Genomic DNA, 21,453 nt, shown 5'->3' with positions numbered 1-21,453 from the left:
GCCGACCTCGGGCCTGCTGGTGGGCGGTGACGGGCTCGAACCGCCGACCCTCTCGGTGTAAACGAGATGCTCTACCAACTGAGCTAACCGCCCTCCCGCAGGAGAGGCCCGGAAATACGCGATTTTTCAGGCAGCGCAACCCGCCTTGTGCGGGAACAAAGCGGAGCCGAAAGGGAATGAGCGCGCCCTAGAGTCCCGGAATAGTCCCGAACGTACAAGGTCGTACTATGGCGCGGTAACCGTGCGGTTCGTCGCGGCGTCAAGCAGAAAATGTTGATCGATGGTTTGGATGTGTTACGAGCGCGATGTCAGCATGGCCGGGTGGCGGCGGCAACCTTCGTTTAAGGACGCCGTTATATAGCTCGTCCGCTGATGTCCTCAGGGGTAGGGATTGGAGCAATGCAAGCACAGCTTGATATGTTGGTGGCGCGGGCTCGCGCACACCGGATGACACCAGATGAGCGACGCGCCCAGCGTGTTAGCCTTGTCATGGGGCTGCGCGGAGCAAACTCGACGTTGACCAAGGAGAAGGTCGAGACGCTCATTGAAGAGTTTGAAGGGCATGCTGGCTAAAGCTTAGGCCACGTGTAATACTTGAAAGCCCGGCTCAACGGCCGGGCTTTTTGCTATCGGGGGATGGATGCTCGACCATAACTGGGAGATGATCAACGGCGATGCCGCGCACGCGATCGAGGTCCTGAACTACTCGAACCAGGTCAACGTCATCGAGGCCTTGGTCCACTATCTCTCCTTCCACGGTGGCGTAGACCCGGAACGTGGATGCCTGCAATGCCCCACAGAGCGAGCGATGCAGGAACTGCATCGGACGGGGACCCTCTTCTTGCTGGCGAAGCCCGGCGAGTATCGTGAAGAGGAGGTGCACATCGCAGCCAACGGGGTCGTCGTGTATGTGCCGCCCGTCCATACGGAAGTAGCCGAGTACATGCGGCAGTTTGCCATGGATTTGGCTGTGAAGTGGGGAGGTATGTCAGCGGTGCAGATCGCGGCATTTTGTCTCTGGCGAATTAACTGGATCCACCCTTTCAAGAACGGAAACGGCCGAACCGCGCGCGCTGTTGCGTACACCTGCATCTGCTTGAAGTTGGGCTTCATCCCAGGTGGCAGTCCCACCATGATCGATCTGATCATGCGGAATAAGCCTGAGTTCGAGCGGCTACTGATGCACGCCGACAAGACGCTTGACGATAATGGCGTTGAAGATATCGAGCCGCTTGCGGCGTTCGTCGAGCGGCTGCTGGTGGAGCAGCTTTCCACGATACCGATGGCCTAGCGTACGGCAGATGGGTTCGCTGTAGGGTTTTCCGATTGGGAAGCAGACATGGTGCCGAAAGCAGCGGCGGAAGCTCGAACCCGGCTGGAACGAGCGCGACAAGCCGCTTCTATTTTGATCGAGGCGCAAGAAGGATGGAACATATCCGAGGGCAGTAGCGGAGCGCCTACGCAGCTCAAGGATGACGACTATCCTGATTTGCATACAGCCTGGTGGCAGTTCCTGCTTGCAGCCGGTGGAGTGTACTCCCGATTGGAGCAGGGCGCTAAAGCCTCAAACAAGAGTGCCAGTTGGTTTGGTCGCGAAAAGAACAAACGTAAGACAGACCCGTTGCTGAGCTATATACATCACGCTCGTAATTCCGAAGAGCATGGCCTTGAAGGCAGTTCCCGAGCGTCAGGCCCTAGGTTCAAGGCCAAAAGCGGTGGGCGGGTCATTAATCATGATGATGGAACGTTCGATTTCATTATGGATGCCAGCGCTGACAAGATGGTGCTGCATTGGGACCCGCCGGGCATAAGGCTTTCTACGGTCCGCGACGATAGATTTGGTGACAGCTTTGATCCACCTCGTGAGCATCTCGGGGTATTCATCGATGGCGAAAGGCCTGGGAATGTGGCGAAGGCAGCCATTGCTTACCTGGAGAAGATCGTCGCGGAGGCAGAGGCCCTTGCCGCGTCCCAAGCCTGATAGGGGGGTGTGCTAAGATGCTGGCAATGGGCCGTTAGCGTTGTGCATCACTAGCCTTCCAAGCTGGTGCATTTGGCAGATTTCAGCCGCTCCCGCTGTAAAAAGACGCGAAAACCAGCCACGCACTTTCAAATAGTTAGCGGCAGTGCGTAAAACCGATCGCATGTGCAACCGAGCCCGCAACCGGACAGAGCCTGAAACCCTGAGGGAGCGTTTCGGCGCCGGCTGGGCGGCGCCCCGGCCGACCGACAACCGCTTCAACTGGCAGGAGCTGGCGCCGCGCAGCCGCGCCTATGTGCTGCGCCAGAACGATCGCGGGCTCGGCCTGGACGTGATGACGTGGGACGTGCTGGACGGGCAGGTGGCCTGGCCGATGACGAACGTGCGCCAGCTCGGCCTGCCGCAATGGCGGCGCCTGGCGGAGCGGCCGGAGAACCGCTGCCTGATCCCGCTGACCGAGTTCTGCGAATGGACGCCGAAGCCGGTCGACCTCGGCGACGGCAAGAAGCCGATCAAGGGTGAAATGTGGTTCGAGGTGACCGATCAAGACATCTTCATGGTCGCCGGCTTCTGGCAGGCGATCGGGGAGACCAGGGGCTTCACGATGGTCACATGTGACCCCAACGAGTTGGTCAAGCCGATCCACCCCAAGGCGATGATCACGATCTTGCGGTCAGAGGATCACCAACGCTGGCTGGAGGGCAGCTACGACGATGTGGTCGCGCTCCAGCGCCCGTATCCGGCCGATCGTATGACGGTGCGCGGGCCAGAGTTTCCCACGCGCCGAGCACCCGAACCGACACTCTTATAACCGGTTGCAAAATCGTGAGCTTGCCGAATCTGTTCTCCTGATGTTCTAAGTCTTGCCAGCGGTCAAAGGGCCGACTCGACATCGTTGGAGCAAGACCATGCAGCATGACGTGCGGCTACGCGCCGCCGCGCGGGTGATCTTTGACGCCTGCTACCCGTCCGAGGATTGGTGCCCGTTCAGCTTCGAAGAGGCGGAGCGGTTTGGCACCATCCACTATCGCCAGGCAGTCGACGCGGCGCAGCAGGCGCGAGGCGAGCTGGTGGCGCCTGAACAGCCGGCACTGCTGTGACGCACCGCTGTCGCCTCTGCACGACCAACGACCGACACGGGCTGATCGAGCGCACCGCAGAGGACATGTGGGAGACGCGCCGCCACGGCACGCTGGATGACTGGCGGTGGGAGAAGGCCGGCAAGTGGCAGCAGGTCTATCGCGAGCTGGCGACGGCTGCGGTCGATTCGATGGAGCGGGCGCAATGAGGATCGTTGACCACGACGAGCTTGCGACCGCGATCAAGATCGCGCTCACGGTCATGCGTCGCCATGAGCGGCGAGAGCTGGGCACGATTGGCGATCGGGCGATCGACGCGGCCACGCAACGAGTGATGCGCTGTCTCAATGGCGCGGTCATCCTGGCGCCTGATCTTGTCGAAGCGCGCAACGGGACAGCGAGATGGGGTATGGTTCCCGGCAAGTTCGGCCAGACCGAGCCATGGCCGTTCGAGGAGGGGTGCCGGCCGCCGGAGAAGGGCTGAGCCGGCGCTGGCCTAGATCAGCGTGCCGGCAACGCTCCACGTTCCCGCTCCATACGGCCGCCCCTAGAAGCCAGCGGTCGGATCACGCGGTGTCGATGCGCGGAGCCTCCATGCCCGTTACAGAGTTGCTGCAAGCCCGCCTGTAACGCCGAGTGCGAACAGCGCATAGGCGGTTATGGCCAATCGTTCACCCACGATCGGGGTGTACCACTCTGCCCGATGCGCCAACACCTGCCGATCAACCAGAGCCCAGGCGACGAAGCCGACCAGCACAGCTGTTGTGTACGCAAGCACGATGTGTGGCACGGTCGGCATGTGCGCTTTCTCCGCAACCTTGTTCGCGATGAAACTGCCTATCCAATGGTTGAGATAAAGCGGGTAAGATACTGCCCCAAGCAGAAGCCAGGACCGCCGCCTTCGGCCTTTTGTAGCCAAGCATAGGACTAGCGCGGTCGAAAACAGCGCTCTTACGAAGGTTCCGTTCGACCAGAACATGGCTGCAAAAAACAGGCAGCAGCACGCAATCACGGCAGCTCTGCCCCAACCTTGAGCATGCCAAGCACCGTACTGGCGGTGCAGCACCGCCGCAGTCACGCCGAGGGCGATAGGGGCAAAACGCAGGTCAAGCGCTGCCATGACTACAAATACAGTACCCCAAGTCCACCACGCACGCCCCTTGGCAAAGGTGAGCATGATCAATGGCGCAAACAAGTAGAATTGCTCTTCTACAGACAGGCTCCAAAAATGGTTTCCCGTTCCTCCCAGCGGTAAGCGCAGCATATTGCCGGCAAAATGCACGAAATTGTAATGAGTGAACGTCACGTCGTAAAATAGAAACTCAAACCAATCGCGACTGACGCCATCTCTCACTGCGGCGAGCAGGTACACTGCGGCAACGGCGAAGGCGTAGGGTATCCAAATTCTTGTAGCGCGGTTGAAAAAGAACCGGGGCATGTCGGACGGCTTTGATCGAAGAAGAATGCCGCCGATTAGCCAACCGCTGAGCGCGAGAAAAACATCAACAGCAAGAGCACCGTCTACGGGGCCAATATCGGGCAGGCCCTGGTGGCCCAGAGCCACCAAAGAAGCGAGGATGAAGCGCAGCCAGTCCAGGTGAGGATACGACTCCAGTTTTTGCGCTTCAGGGTTGGCAACGCGTTTTTGATCGAATGATGCCACATCGGCACCGATGCTCGCAGCTACGCTATTGGTCACTATGCCCCCTGTTCATGCACCGCGCCTTACACGATAGGCAGTCGCAACACTGCCATCTGCCCCAGGGCGGTGTAGGGCTGAGACCGGCTTCTTCAAAGTGGTTTTGGCTTGCCGCGTCGCCGGCGGGGAGATTTGCTTTGAGTCGGATCAGTGAGGGAATGCGCCGCGTTCCTTGGCCACCCGGTTCAGGCCGATCTCGCGCACCAGCATGTCCATGACCGGAAACGGCTCGTTCACCGCCGTGTTCGGGATCGCACCCCAAAAGCCGTACTGGCTGCCGGTTCCGGCCAGGTCGTAGAAGCTCCAGTGGCTCACGCCGGCGGCGGTGCCGTCGTGGATCATGCGGCGCACGATCTCGGCCGCTTCCTTGCTGTAGAGCACGCGGCCGCTGAACTCGGTCACCGCCGCCCGGTCCGCGTCCTTGATGAACGGTGCCTGCGTGTAGAGGCTGGTGTTGTACTCATAGGCCCACAGCTCGGCGCCGATGCTATCCGCCAGCTTCTTGTTCTGTGCGAAGTAGGGCGCGCGATCCTTGCGGCGCTGTTCCAGGAAGGCGAGCGCGCCGGCCACGTCGTTGCGGTCGGAGAAGCCCTTCCACGTCGACTGCATCTCTTCCTTGCTGCCGATCCCGATGTAAGGCGCGATCGTCCAGGCGCGGATCAGGCCGCGCGACGCGCCGGACTGGTCCCAGCCCTTCATGACCTTGGCGAAGCGCGCCGGATTAACGAACTGGCCGTTGAGCGCCCAGCGTGCGCGCCCGGTCACCTTGGCCACCACACGGGCTGCCTGGCCAGAGCGCAGGCCGTAAACCTCGTCCGGGTTGCCCCGTGCCTTCACGTAATTGTAGTTGTTGGAGATGCCGCCCCAGCTTTCGTTCGACCATTCCAGCACCAGTTTGCGCTTGTAGCTGAGCGTCGAGTTGATCGTCCGGATTTCGTCCGTGATCTGGGCATCCGTCATGTCGCGGTGGAAGTTCCACCACATATCCGCGCCGAGCAGGTTGGCGAGCTGGGCGGCCTCCTTGGCGTGCCGAGCGGCCAGGCCGGGAAAGGCATTGTCGCTGTCGCCCCAGCTCTTGAACCGGATCATGCCGAACGGCTTCAGCCAGTAGACATAGTCCGGGCGGAACGTCTCGCCTGCCTCGTACCGGGGCAGCAGCGCCGTTTCCACCATGGAAAAGCTGACCGGGCCGGTTCCGGCCGGGGTGAGCTTCGCCTGCGCGGTGAAGTCCACAGGGCCGGTCAGGGTGACGGTGCCGCGATCGCCATCGAACTTGACGGGCACGTTGCGGATGCTCAGCGCCTTGATGTCGCCGCGCTTGATGATCGTATAGCTGCGCGTGCCCGGCAGCACCGGCACCATGCTGGTCAGCTGGCCGGCGCTGTCGCCGAGCGGCCAGCCGTCCGCCCCGACCTTGGCCGGCGTCTTGTCGGCGTTGGTCCAGTCGCGGTGCAGCTGCGCCTGGTCAAGGAACGGCTCGGCGGCGGTGTAATCCAGCAGCCGCTGGACATGGATGCCGTGGAGCGGGGTGTCGGGCGGCGGGGCGGCCAGCACCGGGGCGGCAAACAGGCCGAGGATGCAGGCGAACAGGCGCAACAGCTTCATGGGTCATTCTCCCTTTAGGGCGGGTGGGCATTCGATTGCGTTGCCGTTGGCGCGGCTCCACCGGCAGATCCGGCCGACAGTGGCCCATCCGCGCTTGCCCCACGCCTCGATACTGGCGTCGTAGGCAGCCGCCGCCTGGGCGTCGGTGACGATCGCGTCAGTGGGACGGGGCTGCGCCTCCACCGCCAGATCGACACGTGGCGGGTAGAGAGGCTGGATCACGGCCCGCTTGGCGCAGGCGCTGACAGTTGAGAGCGACGCGAGCAGCGTCAGGTGCGCCAGCAGGCGCGGTGCGGATCGCATCGGCTTGTTCCTTCTGTTGGGTCTGGATGGTGGCGTGGTCGGCGGTGCGCTCGATGGTGGCCGTGTCCTTTGCGCCGGCGTCGATCTGCATGGCCGCGACGCTGGCCTGCGCCTGCCGGCCGCTCTCCATGGCTTCGCCGGTGCTGCGCCCACTGCATTGGCCGAGCAGGAAAAACAGCGGGGCGGCCAGCAGCGCGCCGACGCCCGCCTTCCACCAGTCCCGCGCGATGCCGGCGGCGGCGGTGAGTGCGAGGCCGGGGATCATTCGCCTTCCACCGTGGTCTTGACCGGTGGCTCGGGCGCCGGGACTGACGCGCCCAGCATCCGGTTCGCTTGGTCGGCGCTGCGCTGGGTCCAGCGTTCCTTGATCGCGCCGACGATCAGGGTTAGCACCACCAGATAGGCCGAGGGATCAAACGCCCTGTCGGCCGTGGCATTGGCGAGGCCGATGCCGGTGACGATCATCACGCCGATCGCGATCAGGGCCAGCAGCGCGATCTCGGTCCCGTGGTCGGTGAGGCGGGGCGTCATGCCGCGAACCTCCCCCACCAGGCGCTATCCGGCGTGAAGTGAGCCGTCCGGTTCAGCCAGCCGAGGATGAAGGCTAGGTTGGTCGGCTTCTTCTTGGTGATCTCGGCATAGAAACGAGCGCGGACGAACGACCACTCCCATGCGACCGCATCCAGCCCGCGCGCCGCCAGGTAGGCTTGGTAGGCGCCGACAGTCGCCGGCCCGATCTTGCCATCGTCAGCGACCTCGATCATGCGCTGGAACAGCCGGACGGCCTGCACCGGGCCGGCGCCCCATGCCATGTCGAACAGGCTGGCGGTCACCTGATTCCAGCCGAGCCGATCCAGTCGAGGGGTGCGGTAGTACGGCCCCAAGGCAATCTGCCCCGCCTCATCCAGCGTCAGCGCGCGCATCACGTCGAGCGTGATCTTCTGGACCGTGACACCGCGATGCGCCGCCAGCGCCGCCGGCGTAACGCCATGCTGCGATCCGACCAGCGCGCCGCTGCCGACCTTGCCGCCGGTCCAGTTGCCGTTGTCCTCCCGCAGTAGCGAATGCGTCTTGACCGGGTCGGTCGAGCCACCGTCCTCCCAGGTGCGGATGAAGTCCGCGGCGAATGCTTGCGGCGTCATCATCGAGCGTCTCCAGCGAGCGCGCGCAATCGCGCCGCCCGCGCCGTGGCACGGTGGGTCATGGTGTCCTCCGATGTAGGTGGGTTGGTTAGGTCAGCGACGATCCAGGCTGTCGCGCAGCCGTTCGATCTGATGGGCCAGTTCGCGATCGACGCCGGTGGTCTCGCGCTTCAGCTGGGTGTTCTCGCGGACGGCTTCGGCGCAATCGCGCAGCCGGTCCGACAGCATCGTCATGGTGGCGTTCTCCATGATCGTCGCGCCGACGATCTTGGCACCCTCGGTGCTGGCAGCTTCGCCCTTCACTTGCTTCAGGCCAGTCTTGATGCCGGCCCACATGGCGGTGACGAACCCGCCTATCATTACGATCGCGCCAGTCACCGCCTGGACGTCAATTCCTCCCAGCGTTTGCGGCACGGCGTGTCCCTCCGGAAGTGATGCGGTTATGTTCTGCAACAGCCATATCGACGCTCGCCCGGTACGCCGAAGCCAGGTCAAGCAGGAGGAGCCACGGGTAGACGGCGACCCCGGTGTTCGCGGCGTCGGACTTGGCCAGTCCGATCGCCACGCCTGTCCAGATGATCGCGCTGATCATGCTCGAAATGAGCCGCACCACCGGCGTTCGGGCATAGGCCCCGTTGATGAACAGGGCGGCGGCCCGGAGCAGCCCCACGGTTAGCGCCAGGCTTCCCCATAGCCCCGCCGGCGGGAACCCTGATCCCTCTACCAAGGCGGCCATGCCGCTGAACATCGCCCGCGTCTCAGGCGCGGTGAAGATGCCAGGGTGGAGGATCACGTAGATCCCCCATGTCGCCATCACGGAGGCCATGAACCACTCTGGCAGGCGCGCCGGGAAGTGCTGTTTGAGCGAGGCGATCAGCATGGTCGCTCCCTCTGGATGGCGGGATGTTCGGGCATGGTGCTCAGCTCCACCCCGATGTGTCGATGCCCGATCGCGGATAGGCGGCAAGAACATCCTTCACCACGTGACGGATGTACGTGACCTCCGCCTCTGTCGGAGGGACGCGTGCCACGTTGTTCACGTCCTTGCCAAATCCTTGGCGGGGGCAAAGCTTCGGGTCGATCCCGAACACTCCCGCCAAGAACATCAGCATGTTAACATACTCGCCGTTGTTGCTCTGGTGGAAGTTGTCGTTCGGTAGGAAAAGGTCTTGGTAGAAGGTGGCGGACGGTGCGGTGCCAGCCACCGTGTCCCGGTAGAACCGGAGCCAGACGAGCGAGCCAGGGATGACCCGAGGGATTTTCTGCCCTGGAGGGCACGCCGCGATCGACTGGTCTTGGATCAGTTCATACGCCGCGATCCGCGACTGGCTGGCGGCCACAACATCGCCACTGCTTGTTGCCCACGTCGACCAAAGGAGAGTTTCCGCCCCGAGCCCTCCACGACCATTGGCCCAAGCGTGGTTTATCCATTTCCGTCCGTATGAAACATCCTCGTTGATGTTGGCCCCTGGATTGAAAGCGCCGCTGTAATTGGTGAGATGGAGAACGTCGAACTCACCAATGTTCAGCTTGGCGTCCGGATACGCGGTAGGTGCATCTGGCGCGTCGGGATCGTCCCACCGATATTTCCACGGCGAACCTGGGATAGAGGATACCCCGATCCGGCCCGGAAGGACGCCGCGCACGGCTTGGAACATCTTCTGGAGGCCATCGCCGAAGAAGATGCGATCGACGCCAGAGTTGCCGCTGACGATAACCGGAGTAGCCGTTTCAGCCGGAGCGGGGTATTTCGGGGCGAGGACGGAGCGGTTGGTGCCGAGTTTCAGCATCGAATCACCTCGAAAGATTGCGGCCAGTCAATGCCACAATGCCAAACCGAGCCGTGGCACCCGAGTTTGCGACACCCATCGCTAGCTGTAGCCAAAGGTTCAAGTTCGTTGCGGGCATGGCGGCGGTGGCGGGAATATCGCCTGACCAGACCGTTGCGCCGTAGGTGTCTTGGCCGGTGGCGGTCACACCCGTCACGGTCCGCACCTCGTAATGAAGCGCCTGATCCACCCCCATCGGGCACGACAGGATAACGTCGTAGATAGTCAGCGCGGCGGTTGTGATCCCCGTCAGTGGCGTCTTCAACACGGTGCCGTTGCTGGCAGTCGTGATGATTGACATATCACTATCTCCGGCGTCCTTGCCAAAGCCGAAGATGTTGGACGCAGAGGACGGGTCGCTCCCGGCGTCAATCGCCACAGGGGGCGGGGATTGTGCGGCACCGGCCAAGCCCGCAAAGAACCGGTGGCCTGCATTGTAGCGGTCAAAGCCAAACTGATAACGGACCGTAAATCCACCCCGGCCCGCTTCCGAGCCGCGATAGCCCGCAAAGGTAGATCCGCGCAAAGACGATGACGCGGTGGTGGCCGTGTCCGAACTGCTGCCGAAGTAGTAGGCGCTGCGCTTCTTCAGTTCAGTGGCTAGGTCCCGAGAAACATACGTTGCGTTATTGGTCACGCCGTTCGCACCGGTAAAAACCAGCGCGGTAGAACTTCCGGCAGGGAAAGCCGACCAGCTCATGCGATCCGCCGAGCCAGCCAGCGAATAGAGTTCCGCGTTCATCGCATCCTGCTTGCGGAACGCGCTTTCCACCATCTCGCCATCGTTGGGCGCGGACGAGCCGAAATCGAAAGCAGTATAGGGCATGTTATCCGATCCTTACCAAAGGGGTGTCGATGCGAAGGGTGCTGCTGTCGATCCTGTCATTCGACGCGGCGATGGTGATGGTGATCGTCGGGGACCACGCGAACGTGGTGGTGCCGCGAACCACGCGGGCGCGGAGGTAATAAGTGCCGGGGTAAAGCGGCTCGGTCTGATCCGTGAAGCTTGGGCCGCCGATCACCGCTCCCGCATTCTGCACCGCAGTGCTGGTGAACGACGGGTTGGTGTCGATCTGCCACTCCAGAACATCGCCGGTCTGCCAAGCGCCTGAAATCGTAGCGGCGATGGTGGGCGTGATATCGTCCGCAGGCGAGGTGTTGGCGAGCGCGACGAACACGTCTCCGGGCACCACCACCGGTGGCACCAGCCGCCGCAACGCACTTGGCGACGTCACCCCCAGCCCGATCCCGATCCGCATACGTGGTGTCCTCCGAAGGCATGATGCGGCAGCCGCACGCCAATGGCGCTCGGTTGGTCGGCTGCGGCTGTGGGTTGCGCCCGTTAGGGCAGAGGCTATTCGGCCGGGTAGCCGGTGGTCACGTCGATCGCGCGCACGGCCTCGACCGTCTTGGCGGCCTTGATCGCCACGCTGATCGCCTGCCAGGCCATGTAGGCGTCCATGAAGTCGGCCCCGTCGCCGATCCGCCGATCGCGCTCGGCCAGCGCCGCCGCGCGCTGCTGGGCCTTGACCTCGTCCAGCGTGTAGGGCTCGACCTTCCAGATCCGCTCCGGGCGTCCGCCGACATCGACCAGCTCCATGCCGATCACCCGCGCGTCGGTCGGAGCTGGGCCGGGCTCGGCAATCTCGCAGATGTCGGCGGCGGTGCGATCGTCCGCGCTCATCGTCTCCACCCACTCGGGCGGGCATTGGATATAGTCGGTGCCATCGGCGGTGGACAGCCGGAAGCCCTGCGGCCCGATCTCCTGCCAGAGACCGTCCGTCATCATTGCATATGCCATGGGTGCCTCAGTTCAGCTGGTACAGCTCGATGTCGGTGATGGCGAAGGTTGTCCCGCCCTGATTGTAGAGCGCGATCTCTGAGGTCGGCTGCGAGTAGCCCGGCGGCACGATCGCGGTGAAATACATCTCGACCGACGCCGTGCTTGCCTGACCAACAGTTTGTCCGGTGCTCGTCACCGTCGCGACGTTGCCAGGGTTCGGCGTGCGCCAGCGGATCAGGCACCGCGACCCAGACCGGACCTGACCCACGCCGAAGCCCTGCGCGCTACCGCCGGGCAGGGTCAGGTTCTTCCGGGTTGCAACATCCGTCAGCCGGGGCGGAGGGAACCCGCGACCGGGCAGCATCAGGCTGCCGCCTTGAAGGTGCGCGATCCGTAGATGAAGATCTCTGACGACCCCATGACCTCGCCGAACAGCACGACACGCTGGCCGACCGCCTGGGCAATCGCCGGCAGCACGTCGTTCTCGAACGAGTAGAAGCTGCCGAACGCCAGCGATGCGCCGGACACCCCGGTCGTGACCGTGATCTCAAACTTCTTGCGCTGGACCATGTTGGAGGGGTTGGGCAGGGTGCGCGCGCCGCCGATGGTCCAAGCGAAGTTCTCGCCCGCCGCCAGGTTGAAAGCGATCGTGCCGCCGTCCGCGATATTGACCGGGGCGAGGGCGTCATACACCGCCTTCACGGTCAGCAGGGCCTCAGACGTGCCGGCGCGGACTTCTGACGTGCTGGCAATGTCCGGCGTCGCGCCGAGCGAGATGGTCCAGGCCGAATAGGTGCCTGATCCGGTCCGCGAGATGACGTTGACCGTCAGCGCGCCGGTGCCCGAATTATAGGCCGTGATCCTGCCGCGCATCTGCGTGTCGGGGTCGGCGGTGTTGGCGATCACGACGCCCTGACCGACGCTGTAGGCCTTGCCGGTCTGGATCGTCAGCGTCTTGCTGCCGGTGCCGATCGACAGCGACGTGGTGCTGGTGGCGGAGGCGCCGGGGGATGAGAAGGCCGCAGCCGCGGCCGTTTCCGCGCGCACGGCGAGGGCGTTTGCCTCCAGTTGCTGCTCGTTACGCTCCAGCGTGTTGATGACCAACGCTTCGGCCCAAGTGTCGGCCACATCGATATAATCTTCCCGACCGAGGGCGCGTTTCGGCGCCTCCGGCATCGGAGTGAGTTGCTTGACCATGAAGATCCCCGGTTAGAGGCTTTCGACGCCCAGATCGCACACGGCGATGCCCGTCAACCGGGCGACGCGAAGCTTGAAGTTGTTGAAGTAGCCGTAGGTCAGCATGGCATCGAGATTGGCGCTACCAATCCAGACGGTTGGTGTCGCCCTCAGGTCCGCCAGCCTCTTTTTTACGGCGTCGATCCGCGCCATCTGCACAGCCACCGAGTAGGTCAGGCTGTCGCTATACCCGCGTTCCTGCACCGTGATGACGCCGTAGTCGTTGCGCTGCTTCTTCGAGAAATCCACGATCCCGATGTCGACGCCGCTTCCGGTTTTGCCGATGTCGAGCATGGCGCCGATCAGCAGAGTGCCGCAGGCAACCGGCATGGTGCTGCTCGCCCCCTCGATCGTCACCGTGTAGATGGCGTTGCGATAGGAGGGCAGATCGTCGAACAGCAGGCGCTCGCGCTTGCCGATTGGTGCGAACAGCCAGTCGTAGATGTTGTCGATCTCGCGACCTCCGACCTGGGTCAACTGCACCCGCCGCCAAACCTCCTGATTGTTGACCGTGGCGGCCACGGTTACCTTGGAGGCGGTCAGTTCAAGCAGGACCAGGCTGTCGATTCGTCCCGGCGTGAGAGTGACCACAATCGGGCCATCGCGGGTAGTAAGGGTGCCCTTGGCCTGGTCGAACATGGCCCATTGCCTGGTGGCGCCCATGTCGGCCCACTTCGACGCACCCGTCTCAGTCAGCGGGTCGGTGCCGGCCGGGATGGTGTCGGCCGCGCCTTCCCAGCAGCGATGCCCCCGGATGACCCGACTGCCCTTCACATAGGGTTTCGTTGCATCCCACAGCGGATACTCGTCCTCCGGCACATTGATGCTGGTCAGCACATCGGCGGTGACGGTGACGGGTTCGATCACCCTCATGCCGCCACCTTCACGGCCAGGCCTTCACCTTCACCCTGCTTCTGCACCATTTCCAGCACGTCGGTGCCGCGTCCGGTGACGGACAGCAGCTGTTCCATCAGGTTCACCATGTTGGCCTGCATGTCCGCGAGCTGCGTGCGCAATGCCCGCAGCTCGACCGCCATGTCGTTATTGGGGGTGGACGGGGTCGCCAGCACCGCCGTCTGCCAGGCGGCCGCATTGTCGTTCGACGGCAGCGGCACCATCGGCCCGAACGAGGTGGCGGCTTTGGCGGCATTGCCGCTCGCCGCCATGATCAGCTTGTACGTGTCCTCCAGGCTGTTCGCGGTCACCTTGCGGATGCGGTCCAGTTCCTGCTGGCTGGTGGCCGTGTCGGCGGCCGCGTCGAGCAGCTGGCGCGAAATGTCGGTCAGGCTCTTGGCCGCATCCTGATCGCCACCGCGCGCCGCCGTGGTCGCCGTGTTGAACTGGCCCAGCAGGGTGGCATAGCCCATCGCACCGGTCGTGTCGAACAGGCCACGGATGCGCTTCACCTCCTCCAGCAGCGTGTCGCCGACCCCGCGCCATGCGTCGCGCAGCTGCTCGGCGACGCGGGTCGCCTGCTCGGCCTCCTGCTGGCGTTCGCGCTCGGCCTCGGCCGCCTTGGTGGCGGCGGCCTGCGCGTCCTGGATCGCCCACAGCCGTTGCAGCTCGGCCCGGTTCTCCGGGGCGGTCGCCTCCAGCTGGCGGCGGCGGATCTCGGCGGTGTTACCCTGCGCCTGGAGGATCTGATCCTCGATATTCCGGCGCTCGGTCGCGAGCCGCTCGGACGCCTGCGCCGCCGCCGTGGCGGCCGCCTGTTCGTCCTGCCGGGCATAGATCAGCAGCTGGGTCGCGCGCACCTGCTCCGGCAAATCGGCCAGCTCGCGCCGTCGGATCTCGGCGGTGTCGCCGTTCAGCTGCAACAGCTGCCGCTCCAGCTGCTCGCGGCGATCGGCGATGGCGTTCGCCGCCTGAGTCGCGGCCTGCTCGTCCTTCAGCAGGTTGACGCGATCGAACAGCGACCGATTGTCATTGGCGACCCGCTCGCGCTCCAGTGCGCGCAGGCCAGCCTGGTCGCCCTCCAGCTCCATGATCTGGCGGGTGAGGTCCTGCCGCTCGCGCAGGATCGACGCGGCGCTAGTCGCATCCTGGAAGGCGGCATTGGCCTCGGCGAAGGCCGGCGCCAGCTTCAGCAGGGTGGCATAGGTCTCGCGGCCGGCGGCCGTGGTCAGATCCTGCGCCTCGACCAGCGCCCGGAACCCGGAAATGCTGTCGGGCATGGACACGCCCAGGCTGGTGAACGCGCCGGCCATCTGGCGGGTGCGCGCCTCGGCCTGCTCGGCTTCCGTGTAATAGGTCTCAAAATAGGCCGAGGTGGCGGATTGCAGATCGCCGACGCTGTCGAACAGACTGGCGAGCCCCATGCTGGCGCCGACGCCGATGCCCTGCGCGCCCTTTCCCAGCATGTCGAGCGAGGCGCTGACCGTCTCCACGGTGGACGCGACCCGCGTCGCGGTCTCGAAATACCCCTCGCCAACCTTCTGATAGGCTTCCAGGCCGGGCAGGGCTGCCCGCGCCATGTCGTCGGCGGCGGCGCCGAACACGGCCGTCAGGCGCTCCTGGATCTCCTCACCGGACAGACCCTGCAGGTCGACCTTGCCGATGCTGACGACGAAGCGGTTGAGCCGCTGCGCCACCGTGTCGGTCGCCTGACCCAGCGGCTCGGCGGCGGCGCCGATCGCGTCGGAGAAGTTGCGCAGGATCAGGGTGAACTGGCTCTCCAGCTCATCGCTGGCACCGCTATATTGCGTCGCATACTTGGTCGACGTGGTCAGGCCGAACAGCTTCTTCTTGCGCTGAACGTCGCTGTAATAGCTGGCGTCGTAGCCGTCCGAGAGCACGTCGCCGAGCGACTGGGCACCGCCATACAGGCCGCTTCCGACGATCTTGGTCGACGTGCCGAACAGCGACTTCAGCACGCCGCCGATCACCGGCACCGACCCCAGCACCGACCCGATCGCATCCGCCTTGAACCCGGTGGCGGTGCCGGCGGACGCGTTCACGTCGCCGGTGCGCACGATCAGGCTCGACAGCCCGCCGATGTTGGTCTCGATCGCCTTGAGGCTGGCCGCCATGCGGGCGCTATGCTGCATGGTGACGGTGTCGACATCGCGCAGCGCCTCGATCGCATTCTTGATGCTGGCGCTCTGGGCATCGCTGTCGCCCAGCACCGTGCCCTTGCCCTCATTCGCCTTGGGCAGGGTGTTGCCGCCCCCACCGAACCCGCCCACGGCGGCGACCCCCAAGGCGGCGATGGCGGCCGCCGTTGCGGCGCCGGCGGCGATGTTGGCGGGGAAGGGCAGGCTGCGGATGGCGTTCACCACCGCTTCCACCGCCTTGGTCGCGGTCGCGGCGACGCTGTTGCCCTGCTCGACCGCCGACCGCGCCGTGTCGGACGCCGCCATGGTGGTGTCGGACGCGACCTTGGCCACGGTGGTGGCGCCGATCAGGCCGATCTGCCGGGCGGCACCCTCGACCGCGAGCGCCAGCTCGATCGCGCGATAGGCCTTGGTCGCTGTCCCCATGACCTTCCAGCCATCGCTGCCCCGCTTGAAGAAGCCCTGCGCCGCCTCGGCCATGTCGCCATACAGGCCGACCTGCATGGTCGCGGTGCGGGTCGCGAACAGCGCGTCGTCACGGCGCTTCTGCGCGTCGGTCCGGTTCGACCGGGCGGCACGTTCCTGCTCGACGTTCAGCCGCTCCTGCTCGGCGCGATAATCGGCATGCTTGGTGACAGCGCCGGTGAGGTTGGCCAGGCTTTCGACGGCTGGCTTGGTGTCGACGGCCCTGCGGCTGGCATCCTCCATGCGCTCGAAACGGTTGACGCTGGTGGCGGTGACCTGCTCGACGCGCTGGCCGACGATGTCCAAGTTGACGAGCGCCTGATCAATATCGATCGTGAATCCCACGCCCATCGTGGCGGAACCTTCGAACTGCATTCACCGCCTCCTTGCATATGGGTTCGGCCGCCCGCGCTGATGCGCGGACGGCACTGGAAGAGCTGTCGCTCGGTTGATCTAAGTTCAGCCTTTCAGGTCGAGGCCAAAGCGGCGGGCATGGCGGGCTTGGCTGCGGAGGTTAAATCGACCGCTCCGTAAAGTCGGCAGTCGTCCAGGAACGGAACGCAAGCGGCCAGCTTATTTCGATCGACACACTATACGGCATGATCCACTTCTTCTTGGTGCCGACCTCCCAGCCACCTGTGATTTGGCCATAGCAAGCAACCGAAGCATCTGCGGGTACGTTCAATCGCGCCAGTTCAGTCCGATATCGGCGAGCTTGCGCTCTGCTAAAATATCCCGCCACGACGCCCGAGCCATTTTTTCGGACCACAGCGACAGCCACCGATGCGCCCATGTCATACGGATCATCGTCGTGCAGGATCACCGATGCCACGCAAGGCAGACAGTAATCGGCCGGCGGTGCCGGCCCGATCATTTCAGCAAGCTCGCCTTCATACACTCTGGGCCTACTCAACCCTGTCCGGTCGGTACTGATCCCGGCCAGCAGAACGACCAGCCCCGGATGCTGGAACGCCCGCCCGTCGACCAACGCGTCCCAGTTGCCCTTATTTACCTTGGTGAACATCGACTCTCCCCCTTTGCCCATCTTAGCGCGAGCCTGAAGGAACGGGAGTCGGTAGCCTCTATGTAGATCAGCCGAGCAGCGCGCGCAGGGCGGCATCCTCGGCATCGGCGTCGTCGTCGGTTTGCGGTCCTGCCCAGGGTGGACCACGATATTCATCCTCGGCGGCCCGGCTTTCGGCGAGATAATCGGAAGAGAGGCGGCGGATCAGCCGCTTTTCCCATGAGGAGAGCGGCGGCGAGACCGTCTGCCCATACTCATTGATTTCGCGCCAGCTGAGCGGCTGACGATCCATGCCGGTGCTTTCCACCAGCCCGATGTCGATCAGGCGGCGGACGAGGTGCGGCGATGGGTTGGGCGGATACTGCGGCGTCTTGCCGGCCCGCTTCATCTGCTCAAGCCGGCTGACCGGCTTGGGCAGCTGCGCGGGCTGGCCTTGCTGCCGGTCCGGATCAGGGCGGGGCACCGCATGGAGCCACGCCATCTGCCGGACGTAGAGGATCAGATCCCGCTCGAAGCGGGCGCGAAGTTTCCCCAAGCGAACGCGAACCTGTCGAACTGCTTGGTGAGATAGCCGAAGCGAGCATCCGCATAGAGCGCCATGACAGCGTCGCGGCCGTGCTTGCCGCCCGCATTCGGATGATCAAGGTAGAGGAGGCCGACAGTCAGATCAGCCAGGTCCTCGGCGGTACGCTGGCGCTGCTGTTCCGGGGTGAGGGTGGGAAGCTTGCCGTTATTGTCGGCACGCTCCTGCTCGGCGCGCTGCTCGATCTTGGTCTGGAGCGCTGCATAAGCATCGGACGCCGGGCCATAGAGGACGGCGCCGACCGGCTGGTTGTCGTCGGTGTAGAGCAGATTGCCCTTCACATCCTTGGCGTGACAGAAGGCGGTTTCGTTCGCCGCGATCTTCATGATGTCGAACGTGGACATGGTGGTGATCATCCTTCGTGGGAGGAGGGTGCACCGACCCGTTCCTCACCCCACGAGAGCGGAGCGGGCCGGTGCTGGTGATCCGGCCGAGGCCGGAACTGGTGGTGGGCTGGGGTTAGGTCGCGGCGACGCGGACGGTTTCGCGGTTCAATTCGATCCGGGGCGCGGCGGTGACGATGCTGTTCACCTGGCCGATCGTCTCGGGCATGCCGAATGCCCGACCCCCGTTGTACCGGGCGGCACCCGATTTCAGCAGCACCTTGGTCGATAGCTCGACGCCGCTCTTGGAGGAGGTGTAAAGCAGCGCCTGCCCGGCATCCGTCTCATCAACGCCCAGCGTGGGCGTAAGCGCGCCGTTATTGGTCGCGCCCTGATGCTTCTCGGTATTGCCGTCGAGGTCGGTGAAACTGACAACTTCGGTGCTGGCACCGATCGTGCCGATTTCCTGCACCCTGCCGACCTTGGTCCAGGTCAGCGCCTCATATCCCGTCTTGTCGAAGGTGGCGGGTACGGCGACTGAGACGAAAAGCTGTGCGCCCTTAACGGGCTGCGTACCAGGCTGGAGAGCCATTCTTTGTCACTCCTAAATGGTGCCCGTCGTGGGAGGGCGGATTGCGGTAAGGGTGGGGTCAGGCCGCCTTGGCGGCCGACTTGTCGGCGGCGGCCGCCTTGCGGGCTTCGGCCTTGTCCTCGTCGGTCGGGGTCCGGACGAGGCCAGCGGCTTCGTAGTTGAGGAACTCGCCCTCGGTGAGCTGCACGATGGTGCCCGCCTTGAAGTGCCGGCGCGGCTCGGTCGCCTCTTGGAAATAACTCGGTACGAATGCGTCCTGCTTCTTCACTTCCTGATCAGCCATGATCCTGTTCCTTTGCTCAGGCGGGTTTTTCGAACTCGACGGCGAAGTCTTCGCCGCCGTCGAAGGTGTCGCCGGGTCCGATCAGGTCCGGCCCTGATCCGGCCGTCATCACCACGACGTTGTGCAGGCCAGCGATCGTGCCGGCGGCATCGTTGCAGACCTGCTGCACCAGGCGTCGAAGGCGTTTGCGTCGGCGGTGCGTCTCCGCCCTGATCGATACCTCGATCCGCTCGCGCCGGCGGATGCCGTCACCGTCATCCAAGATGTGCTGGTCGACGCCGCTGATGGTCCGGATCAGGATCGTGTCCAGCGGCGTGCCGTCGCGCAGCCGCCCGATCGCCATCTGGCTGGCCGGCACCAGCGCCAGCATGGCGGCGCTCGCCCGCAGCAGCGCGTCGATCACATCCTCGCCGCCGGCGATGTCCGCGTCGTCGCTCATTCGTCGTCGCTTTCGATCAGGCTCGCGCCGGCCTTGCCGAGGCGGGTGGTGATGTAGGCCTGTCCGGCCCGCAGCGCGTCATCGAACGCGGTGTCGAGGGCAGGCCGTAGGAACGGCTCTGGATTGACGATGCCGGGGTGGAACACCGTCTCGCCCACGAACTTGCCGCCGATCTTCAGCGAGCCCTGGCGTAGCTGCTCGTTCAGCCGGCGGACGGTCCGCCCACCGCGCAGGTCCGCGCTGGCGGTGATGAAGTGCGGCTCGGTGCCATGCTCCAGCCACGGTGCCAGGAAGGCACCCGGCCCGCGCGTCTCGATCCGGACGATGATCCTGCCGTCGCGGACGCGGGAGGCGACCTTGATCGATCCCGCGACGCGCTTGGACGAAACCCGCCGCTTGGCATCTTCCGCAATGACTTTGCCCATCGCGCGACCCGCCCCCTGGAGCAGCTTGCCCGACAGCTGCGCGCGAACGAGGGCGGTATAGGCCTTGAAGTCTGCCGTCCGCCTGGTCGCCATCAGGCGTTCCCGGCCCCGCTATATTCCTCCACCACCAGCTCCAGCGCCTGCCGCCGGCCCAGTTCGGCCGGCCCGCCGACGATCTGCATCACGCTGCCATCGTCCAGCACCATGCGCATGGAGGCGTCGATGTCGCGGCGATAGTGGGTGATCACGCGCGCCTGCCGGGTCGCGATCCGCATGCCTTCGGCGAGGCGCTCATCACGGCTGGGCCGCTTGTCCTGCACCTCGGCCCGGACGGTCGCGACCTTTTCCCATGCCTCCTCGCCGGCGGACAGCGGGTCCACCAGCGGCACGCGGCGCTCGAAGCGCACCGTGCGATTGAGGCGGCCGACCGCCAGCTTGAAGCCCGCCATTACAGCCACGGCATCCGGTGCAAGCTGCACAGGGCAGTCACGGCCGCCGGCGGGGCGCCTTCGCCCTCACGGTCCGTGAACAGGTGCGCGACCATATGCAGGATCGCCATCTTGAGGTCGGATGGCACCGCAGCGGCCGAAGCATAGCCGGCCGTGGCGGTCACGGTGATCTCCTGCGACCAGGGCAGGCTCATCGCACCGGCAGAGCGCAGTTCCACAGGGCGGCGATCCAGATTGGCGCGGTACGCGGCGGGATCGAGCAGGCGCTCGACGCCGATGCGGCCCACCGCGAAGCCGCTGGCATTGCACTGATTGTTGCGGTTCCCCAGCGGCGTCGCCGCCAGCGTCTGGCACTCCGCGTCCAGCGCGGACAGGGCATAGCGGTGCACGGCGGTGGCACCGGCATCGACGCCACCCGCCGGGCGGGAAGACGATGTGGTCGCCGGCGCTTCCGCGCCGTCGGCGCTGGTTTGTTCGGCGCGCGCCTTCGGCGCCCGCAGGATCTCGATCAGGTTGGCGGGCGCGTCGACCGGCTTGGTATCCTGCCGGCCTTCAAGCCAGCGATAGCGCCCGCCGCCGGCCGCGTCGGCCATGCGGCTGGGCGGCGCGATGACGTAGCCACCTTCACCGCGCACATCGACATGCTCCGGAAGGTTGCCGCGATTCCGGATGGGGTCGCCGGCATCCGGCTGCCGGAAGAAGACATGCACGCCGCCCGACTGGGTGCGCGACGCCAGACTGATTGGCAGCGCGCAGCCCATCTGGGCTTCCAGCGCCGCCTTGAGGCTGTCGAGCGTGAACTCTTCGCCCGTCTCGGCGTCGTGGCGCGGATCGAAGTCGAGCGCGAACAGCCTGGTCGCGCCGCCCATTGGCAGGCCGATCAGCGCGTTCGGCCACTTCCGCCACCAGTCCATGATCTGGCGTTCGTCGGTGGTGGCATGCTTCAGCCCGCCCTTGCCGGTGTAGGGCGACTTGGCGCCCATCACGCGCGTTCGGCCCTTCTGATCGGTGAAGGGCTCGCTATCCGCCTCGCGGCAGGGAAAGACCGGCCAGCCCTGACGTGCGTATTGGAGCGCCGCCGTGCACATGGGCGACGGCAGCTGGGTCACGGTCGACACTCTATTCCCCCGAAGGAAGCTGGATCAGGCGGCGATCGGCCG

31 protein-coding genes and 1 tRNA gene are annotated in these 21,453 nt (G+C 64.8%); 7 read left to right on the top strand and 25 right to left on the bottom strand.

Annotated features, from left to right (window positions below):
- Positions 1-17: 17 nt before the first annotated feature.
- Positions 18-93: transfer RNA gene (locus tag Q0D93_RS05905), tRNA-Val, on the bottom strand.
- 306 nt (positions 94-399) lie between these two features.
- On the opposite strand from Q0D93_RS05905, the gene Q0D93_RS05900 reads away from it, so the two are divergent.
- From Q0D93_RS05900 to Q0D93_RS05870, 7 genes are all read left to right on the top strand, one after another.
- Positions 400-573: a hypothetical protein gene (locus tag Q0D93_RS05900; protein WP_294392026.1), complete on the top strand. Its 174-nt coding sequence runs from the start codon at positions 400-402 to the stop codon at positions 571-573.
- 67 nt (positions 574-640) lie between these two features.
- Positions 641-1,291, top strand: a complete 651-nt coding sequence (locus tag Q0D93_RS05895) for a Fic family protein (protein ID WP_294392025.1) — start codon at positions 641-643, stop codon at positions 1,289-1,291.
- 48 nt (positions 1,292-1,339) lie between these two features.
- The gene (locus Q0D93_RS05890) at positions 1,340-1,981 is read left to right on the top strand and encodes a hypothetical protein (protein WP_294392024.1); all 642 of its coding nucleotides are present in this window, start codon (positions 1,340-1,342) and stop codon (positions 1,979-1,981) included.
- Positions 1,982-2,144: 163 nt separating this feature from the next.
- Positions 2,145-2,792: an SOS response-associated peptidase family protein gene (locus Q0D93_RS05885; protein WP_294392110.1), complete on the top strand. Its 648-nt coding sequence runs from the start codon at positions 2,145-2,147 to the stop codon at positions 2,790-2,792.
- 97 nt (positions 2,793-2,889) lie between these two features.
- Complete coding sequence (locus Q0D93_RS05880; RefSeq protein WP_294392023.1) at positions 2,890-3,081, top strand: hypothetical protein; 192 nt, start codon at positions 2,890-2,892, stop codon at positions 3,079-3,081.
- Positions 3,078-3,269, top strand: a complete 192-nt coding sequence (locus Q0D93_RS05875) for a hypothetical protein (RefSeq protein WP_294392022.1) — start codon at positions 3,078-3,080, stop codon at positions 3,267-3,269. The genes Q0D93_RS05880 and Q0D93_RS05875 overlap by 4 nt, the downstream gene beginning before the upstream one ends.
- Entirely contained in the window at positions 3,266-3,544 is a 279-nt protein-coding gene (locus Q0D93_RS05870) for a hypothetical protein (protein ID WP_294392021.1), read from the top strand. The genes Q0D93_RS05875 and Q0D93_RS05870 overlap by 4 nt, the downstream gene beginning before the upstream one ends.
- 117 nt (positions 3,545-3,661) lie before the next feature.
- On the opposite strand, the gene Q0D93_RS05865 is transcribed toward Q0D93_RS05870, so the two are convergent.
- From Q0D93_RS05865 to Q0D93_RS05750, 24 genes are all read right to left on the bottom strand, one after another.
- Positions 3,662-4,759: an acyltransferase gene (locus Q0D93_RS05865; protein WP_294392020.1), complete on the bottom strand. Its 1,098-nt coding sequence runs from the start codon at positions 4,757-4,759 to the stop codon at positions 3,662-3,664.
- A 147-nt stretch (positions 4,760-4,906) separates the two neighbouring features.
- Positions 4,907-6,364 carry a hypothetical protein gene (locus Q0D93_RS05860; protein ID WP_294392019.1) on the bottom strand — a complete coding sequence of 486 codons (1,458 nt, stop codon included), beginning with the start codon at positions 6,362-6,364 and terminating at the stop codon, positions 4,907-4,909.
- A gap of 157 nt (positions 6,365-6,521) precedes the next feature.
- Positions 6,522-6,932: a hypothetical protein gene (locus Q0D93_RS05855; protein ID WP_294392018.1), complete on the bottom strand. Its 411-nt coding sequence runs from the start codon at positions 6,930-6,932 to the stop codon at positions 6,522-6,524.
- A complete protein-coding gene (locus Q0D93_RS05850) occupies positions 6,929-7,198 on the bottom strand; it encodes a hypothetical protein (RefSeq protein WP_294392017.1) in 270 nt (89 codons plus the stop codon). Before Q0D93_RS05850 ends, Q0D93_RS05855 begins: the two co-directional genes overlap by 4 nt.
- Entirely contained in the window at positions 7,195-7,812 is a 618-nt protein-coding gene (locus Q0D93_RS05845; RefSeq protein ID WP_294392016.1) for a putative peptidoglycan-binding domain-containing protein, read from the bottom strand. Before Q0D93_RS05845 ends, Q0D93_RS05850 begins: the two co-directional genes overlap by 4 nt.
- A 90-nt stretch (positions 7,813-7,902) precedes the next feature.
- A complete protein-coding gene (locus Q0D93_RS05840) occupies positions 7,903-8,223 on the bottom strand; it encodes a hypothetical protein (RefSeq protein ID WP_294392015.1) in 321 nt (106 codons plus the stop codon).
- Complete coding sequence (locus Q0D93_RS05835) at positions 8,198-8,689, bottom strand: hypothetical protein (protein ID WP_294392014.1); 492 nt, start codon at positions 8,687-8,689, stop codon at positions 8,198-8,200. The genes Q0D93_RS05840 and Q0D93_RS05835 overlap by 26 nt, the downstream gene beginning before the upstream one ends.
- Before the next feature lie 40 nt (positions 8,690-8,729).
- A complete protein-coding gene (locus tag Q0D93_RS05830; RefSeq protein WP_294392013.1) occupies positions 8,730-9,599 on the bottom strand; it encodes a hypothetical protein in 870 nt (289 codons plus the stop codon).
- 4 nt (positions 9,600-9,603) lie between these two features.
- Positions 9,604-10,464, bottom strand: a complete 861-nt coding sequence (locus tag Q0D93_RS05825; RefSeq protein WP_294392012.1) for a hypothetical protein — start codon at positions 10,462-10,464, stop codon at positions 9,604-9,606.
- 1 nt (position 10,465) lies between these two features.
- The gene (locus tag Q0D93_RS05820) at positions 10,466-10,897 is read right to left on the bottom strand and encodes a hypothetical protein (RefSeq protein ID WP_294392011.1); all 432 of its coding nucleotides are present in this window, start codon (positions 10,895-10,897) and stop codon (positions 10,466-10,468) included.
- 95 nt (positions 10,898-10,992) lie between these two features.
- Positions 10,993-11,439 (bottom strand): hypothetical protein, encoded by a 447-nt coding sequence (locus tag Q0D93_RS05815; RefSeq protein WP_294392010.1) that lies wholly within the window; start codon positions 11,437-11,439, stop codon positions 10,993-10,995.
- Positions 11,440-11,446: 7 nt separating this feature from the next.
- Positions 11,447-11,785: a hypothetical protein gene (locus Q0D93_RS05810; RefSeq protein ID WP_294392009.1), complete on the bottom strand. Its 339-nt coding sequence runs from the start codon at positions 11,783-11,785 to the stop codon at positions 11,447-11,449.
- Positions 11,785-12,618 carry a hypothetical protein gene (locus Q0D93_RS05805; protein WP_294392008.1) on the bottom strand — a complete coding sequence of 278 codons (834 nt, stop codon included), beginning with the start codon at positions 12,616-12,618 and terminating at the stop codon, positions 11,785-11,787. The genes Q0D93_RS05810 and Q0D93_RS05805 overlap by 1 nt, the downstream gene beginning before the upstream one ends.
- 12 nt (positions 12,619-12,630) lie before the next feature.
- Positions 12,631-13,530, bottom strand: a complete 900-nt coding sequence (locus Q0D93_RS05800) for a hypothetical protein (protein WP_294392007.1) — start codon at positions 13,528-13,530, stop codon at positions 12,631-12,633.
- Complete coding sequence (locus Q0D93_RS05795; protein WP_294392006.1) at positions 13,527-16,550, bottom strand: hypothetical protein; 3,024 nt, start codon at positions 16,548-16,550, stop codon at positions 13,527-13,529. Before Q0D93_RS05795 ends, Q0D93_RS05800 begins: the two co-directional genes overlap by 4 nt.
- Positions 16,551-16,689: 139 nt before the next feature.
- Entirely contained in the window at positions 16,690-17,199 is a 510-nt protein-coding gene (locus Q0D93_RS05790; protein ID WP_294392005.1) for a hypothetical protein, read from the bottom strand.
- Between the two features lie 67 nt (positions 17,200-17,266).
- Positions 17,267-17,734, bottom strand: coding sequence for a hypothetical protein (locus tag Q0D93_RS05785; protein WP_294392004.1), 468 nt, complete (start codon positions 17,732-17,734; stop codon positions 17,267-17,269).
- Positions 17,698-18,108: a hypothetical protein gene (locus tag Q0D93_RS05780; RefSeq protein ID WP_294392003.1), complete on the bottom strand. Its 411-nt coding sequence runs from the start codon at positions 18,106-18,108 to the stop codon at positions 17,698-17,700. The genes Q0D93_RS05785 and Q0D93_RS05780 overlap by 37 nt, the downstream gene beginning before the upstream one ends.
- A gap of 133 nt (positions 18,109-18,241) precedes the next feature.
- On the bottom strand, positions 18,242-18,697 hold the full coding sequence (locus Q0D93_RS05775; protein WP_294392002.1) for a hypothetical protein: 456 nt from the start codon (positions 18,695-18,697) through the stop codon (positions 18,242-18,244).
- 58 nt (positions 18,698-18,755) lie between these two features.
- The gene (locus Q0D93_RS05770; RefSeq protein ID WP_294392001.1) at positions 18,756-18,980 is read right to left on the bottom strand and encodes a hypothetical protein; all 225 of its coding nucleotides are present in this window, start codon (positions 18,978-18,980) and stop codon (positions 18,756-18,758) included.
- A gap of 16 nt (positions 18,981-18,996) precedes the next feature.
- A complete protein-coding gene (locus Q0D93_RS05765) occupies positions 18,997-19,419 on the bottom strand; it encodes a hypothetical protein (protein WP_294392000.1) in 423 nt (140 codons plus the stop codon).
- Positions 19,416-19,937 (bottom strand): HK97 gp10 family phage protein, encoded by a 522-nt coding sequence (locus tag Q0D93_RS05760; protein WP_294391999.1) that lies wholly within the window; start codon positions 19,935-19,937, stop codon positions 19,416-19,418. The genes Q0D93_RS05765 and Q0D93_RS05760 overlap by 4 nt, the downstream gene beginning before the upstream one ends.
- Positions 19,937-20,293 (bottom strand): head-tail adaptor protein, encoded by a 357-nt coding sequence (locus tag Q0D93_RS05755; RefSeq protein WP_294391998.1) that lies wholly within the window; start codon positions 20,291-20,293, stop codon positions 19,937-19,939. The genes Q0D93_RS05760 and Q0D93_RS05755 overlap by 1 nt, the downstream gene beginning before the upstream one ends.
- Positions 20,293-21,402, bottom strand: coding sequence for a bifunctional DNA primase/polymerase (locus tag Q0D93_RS05750; RefSeq protein WP_294391997.1), 1,110 nt, complete (start codon positions 21,400-21,402; stop codon positions 20,293-20,295). Before Q0D93_RS05750 ends, Q0D93_RS05755 begins: the two co-directional genes overlap by 1 nt.
- Positions 21,403-21,453 lie beyond the last annotated feature (51 nt).

The sequence above is a fragment of the uncultured Sphingomonas sp. genome, from assembly GCF_934560975.1.
Lineage (GTDB): Bacteria > Pseudomonadota > Alphaproteobacteria > Sphingomonadales > Sphingomonadaceae > Sphingomonas_I.
The sequence above is the reverse complement of the archived record's forward strand: the minus strand, read 5'-3'. Positions and strand labels throughout refer to the sequence as shown.

Excerpts from the sequence above, each read along its gene's own strand:
- Q0D93_RS05810 (WP_294392009.1), bottom strand. The coding sequence starts at position 11,785 with ATGCTGCCCGGTCGCGGGTTCCCTCCGCCCCGGCTGACGGATGTTGCA.
- Q0D93_RS05835 (WP_294392014.1), bottom strand. The coding sequence starts at position 8,689 with ATGCTGATCGCCTCGCTCAAACAGCACTTCCCGGCGCGCCTGCCAGAG.
- Q0D93_RS05855 (WP_294392018.1), bottom strand. The coding sequence starts at position 6,932 with ATGATCCCCGGCCTCGCACTCACCGCCGCCGCCGGCATCGCGCGGGAC.
- Q0D93_RS05765 (WP_294392000.1), bottom strand. The coding sequence starts at position 19,419 with ATGAGCGACGACGCGGACATCGCCGGCGGCGAGGATGTGATCGACGCG.
- Q0D93_RS05845 (WP_294392016.1), bottom strand. The coding sequence starts at position 7,812 with ATGATGACGCCGCAAGCATTCGCCGCGGACTTCATCCGCACCTGGGAG.
- Q0D93_RS05795 (WP_294392006.1), bottom strand. The coding sequence starts at position 16,550 with ATGCAGTTCGAAGGTTCCGCCACGATGGGCGTGGGATTCACGATCGAT.
- Q0D93_RS05800 (WP_294392007.1), bottom strand. The coding sequence starts at position 13,530 with ATGAGGGTGATCGAACCCGTCACCGTCACCGCCGATGTGCTGACCAGC.
- Q0D93_RS05895 (WP_294392025.1), top strand. The coding sequence starts at position 641 with ATGCTCGACCATAACTGGGAGATGATCAACGGCGATGCCGCGCACGCG.
- Q0D93_RS05820 (WP_294392011.1), bottom strand. The coding sequence starts at position 10,897 with ATGCGGATCGGGATCGGGCTGGGGGTGACGTCGCCAAGTGCGTTGCGG.
- Q0D93_RS05890 (WP_294392024.1), top strand. The coding sequence starts at position 1,340 with ATGGTGCCGAAAGCAGCGGCGGAAGCTCGAACCCGGCTGGAACGAGCG.
- Q0D93_RS05805 (WP_294392008.1), bottom strand. The coding sequence starts at position 12,618 with ATGGTCAAGCAACTCACTCCGATGCCGGAGGCGCCGAAACGCGCCCTC.
- Q0D93_RS05870 (WP_294392021.1), top strand. The coding sequence starts at position 3,266 with ATGAGGATCGTTGACCACGACGAGCTTGCGACCGCGATCAAGATCGCG.
- Q0D93_RS05885 (WP_294392110.1), top strand. The coding sequence starts at position 2,145 with ATGTGCAACCGAGCCCGCAACCGGACAGAGCCTGAAACCCTGAGGGAG.
- Q0D93_RS05790 (WP_294392005.1), bottom strand. The coding sequence starts at position 17,199 with ATGTTCACCAAGGTAAATAAGGGCAACTGGGACGCGTTGGTCGACGGG.
- Q0D93_RS05815 (WP_294392010.1), bottom strand. The coding sequence starts at position 11,439 with ATGGCATATGCAATGATGACGGACGGTCTCTGGCAGGAGATCGGGCCG.
- Q0D93_RS05775 (WP_294392002.1), bottom strand. The coding sequence starts at position 18,697 with ATGGCTCTCCAGCCTGGTACGCAGCCCGTTAAGGGCGCACAGCTTTTC.
- Q0D93_RS05755 (WP_294391998.1), bottom strand. The coding sequence starts at position 20,293 with ATGGCGGGCTTCAAGCTGGCGGTCGGCCGCCTCAATCGCACGGTGCGC.
- Q0D93_RS05760 (WP_294391999.1), bottom strand. The coding sequence starts at position 19,937 with ATGGCGACCAGGCGGACGGCAGACTTCAAGGCCTATACCGCCCTCGTT.
- Q0D93_RS05900 (WP_294392026.1), top strand. The coding sequence starts at position 400 with ATGCAAGCACAGCTTGATATGTTGGTGGCGCGGGCTCGCGCACACCGG.
- Q0D93_RS05780 (WP_294392003.1), bottom strand. The coding sequence starts at position 18,108 with ATGAAGATCGCGGCGAACGAAACCGCCTTCTGTCACGCCAAGGATGTG.
- Q0D93_RS05770 (WP_294392001.1), bottom strand. The coding sequence starts at position 18,980 with ATGGCTGATCAGGAAGTGAAGAAGCAGGACGCATTCGTACCGAGTTAT.
- Q0D93_RS05830 (WP_294392013.1), bottom strand. The coding sequence starts at position 9,599 with ATGCTGAAACTCGGCACCAACCGCTCCGTCCTCGCCCCGAAATACCCC.
- Q0D93_RS05860 (WP_294392019.1), bottom strand. The coding sequence starts at position 6,364 with ATGAAGCTGTTGCGCCTGTTCGCCTGCATCCTCGGCCTGTTTGCCGCC.
- Q0D93_RS05880 (WP_294392023.1), top strand. The coding sequence starts at position 2,890 with ATGCAGCATGACGTGCGGCTACGCGCCGCCGCGCGGGTGATCTTTGAC.
- Q0D93_RS05850 (WP_294392017.1), bottom strand. The coding sequence starts at position 7,198 with ATGACGCCCCGCCTCACCGACCACGGGACCGAGATCGCGCTGCTGGCC.
- Q0D93_RS05825 (WP_294392012.1), bottom strand. The coding sequence starts at position 10,464 with ATGCCCTATACTGCTTTCGATTTCGGCTCGTCCGCGCCCAACGATGGC.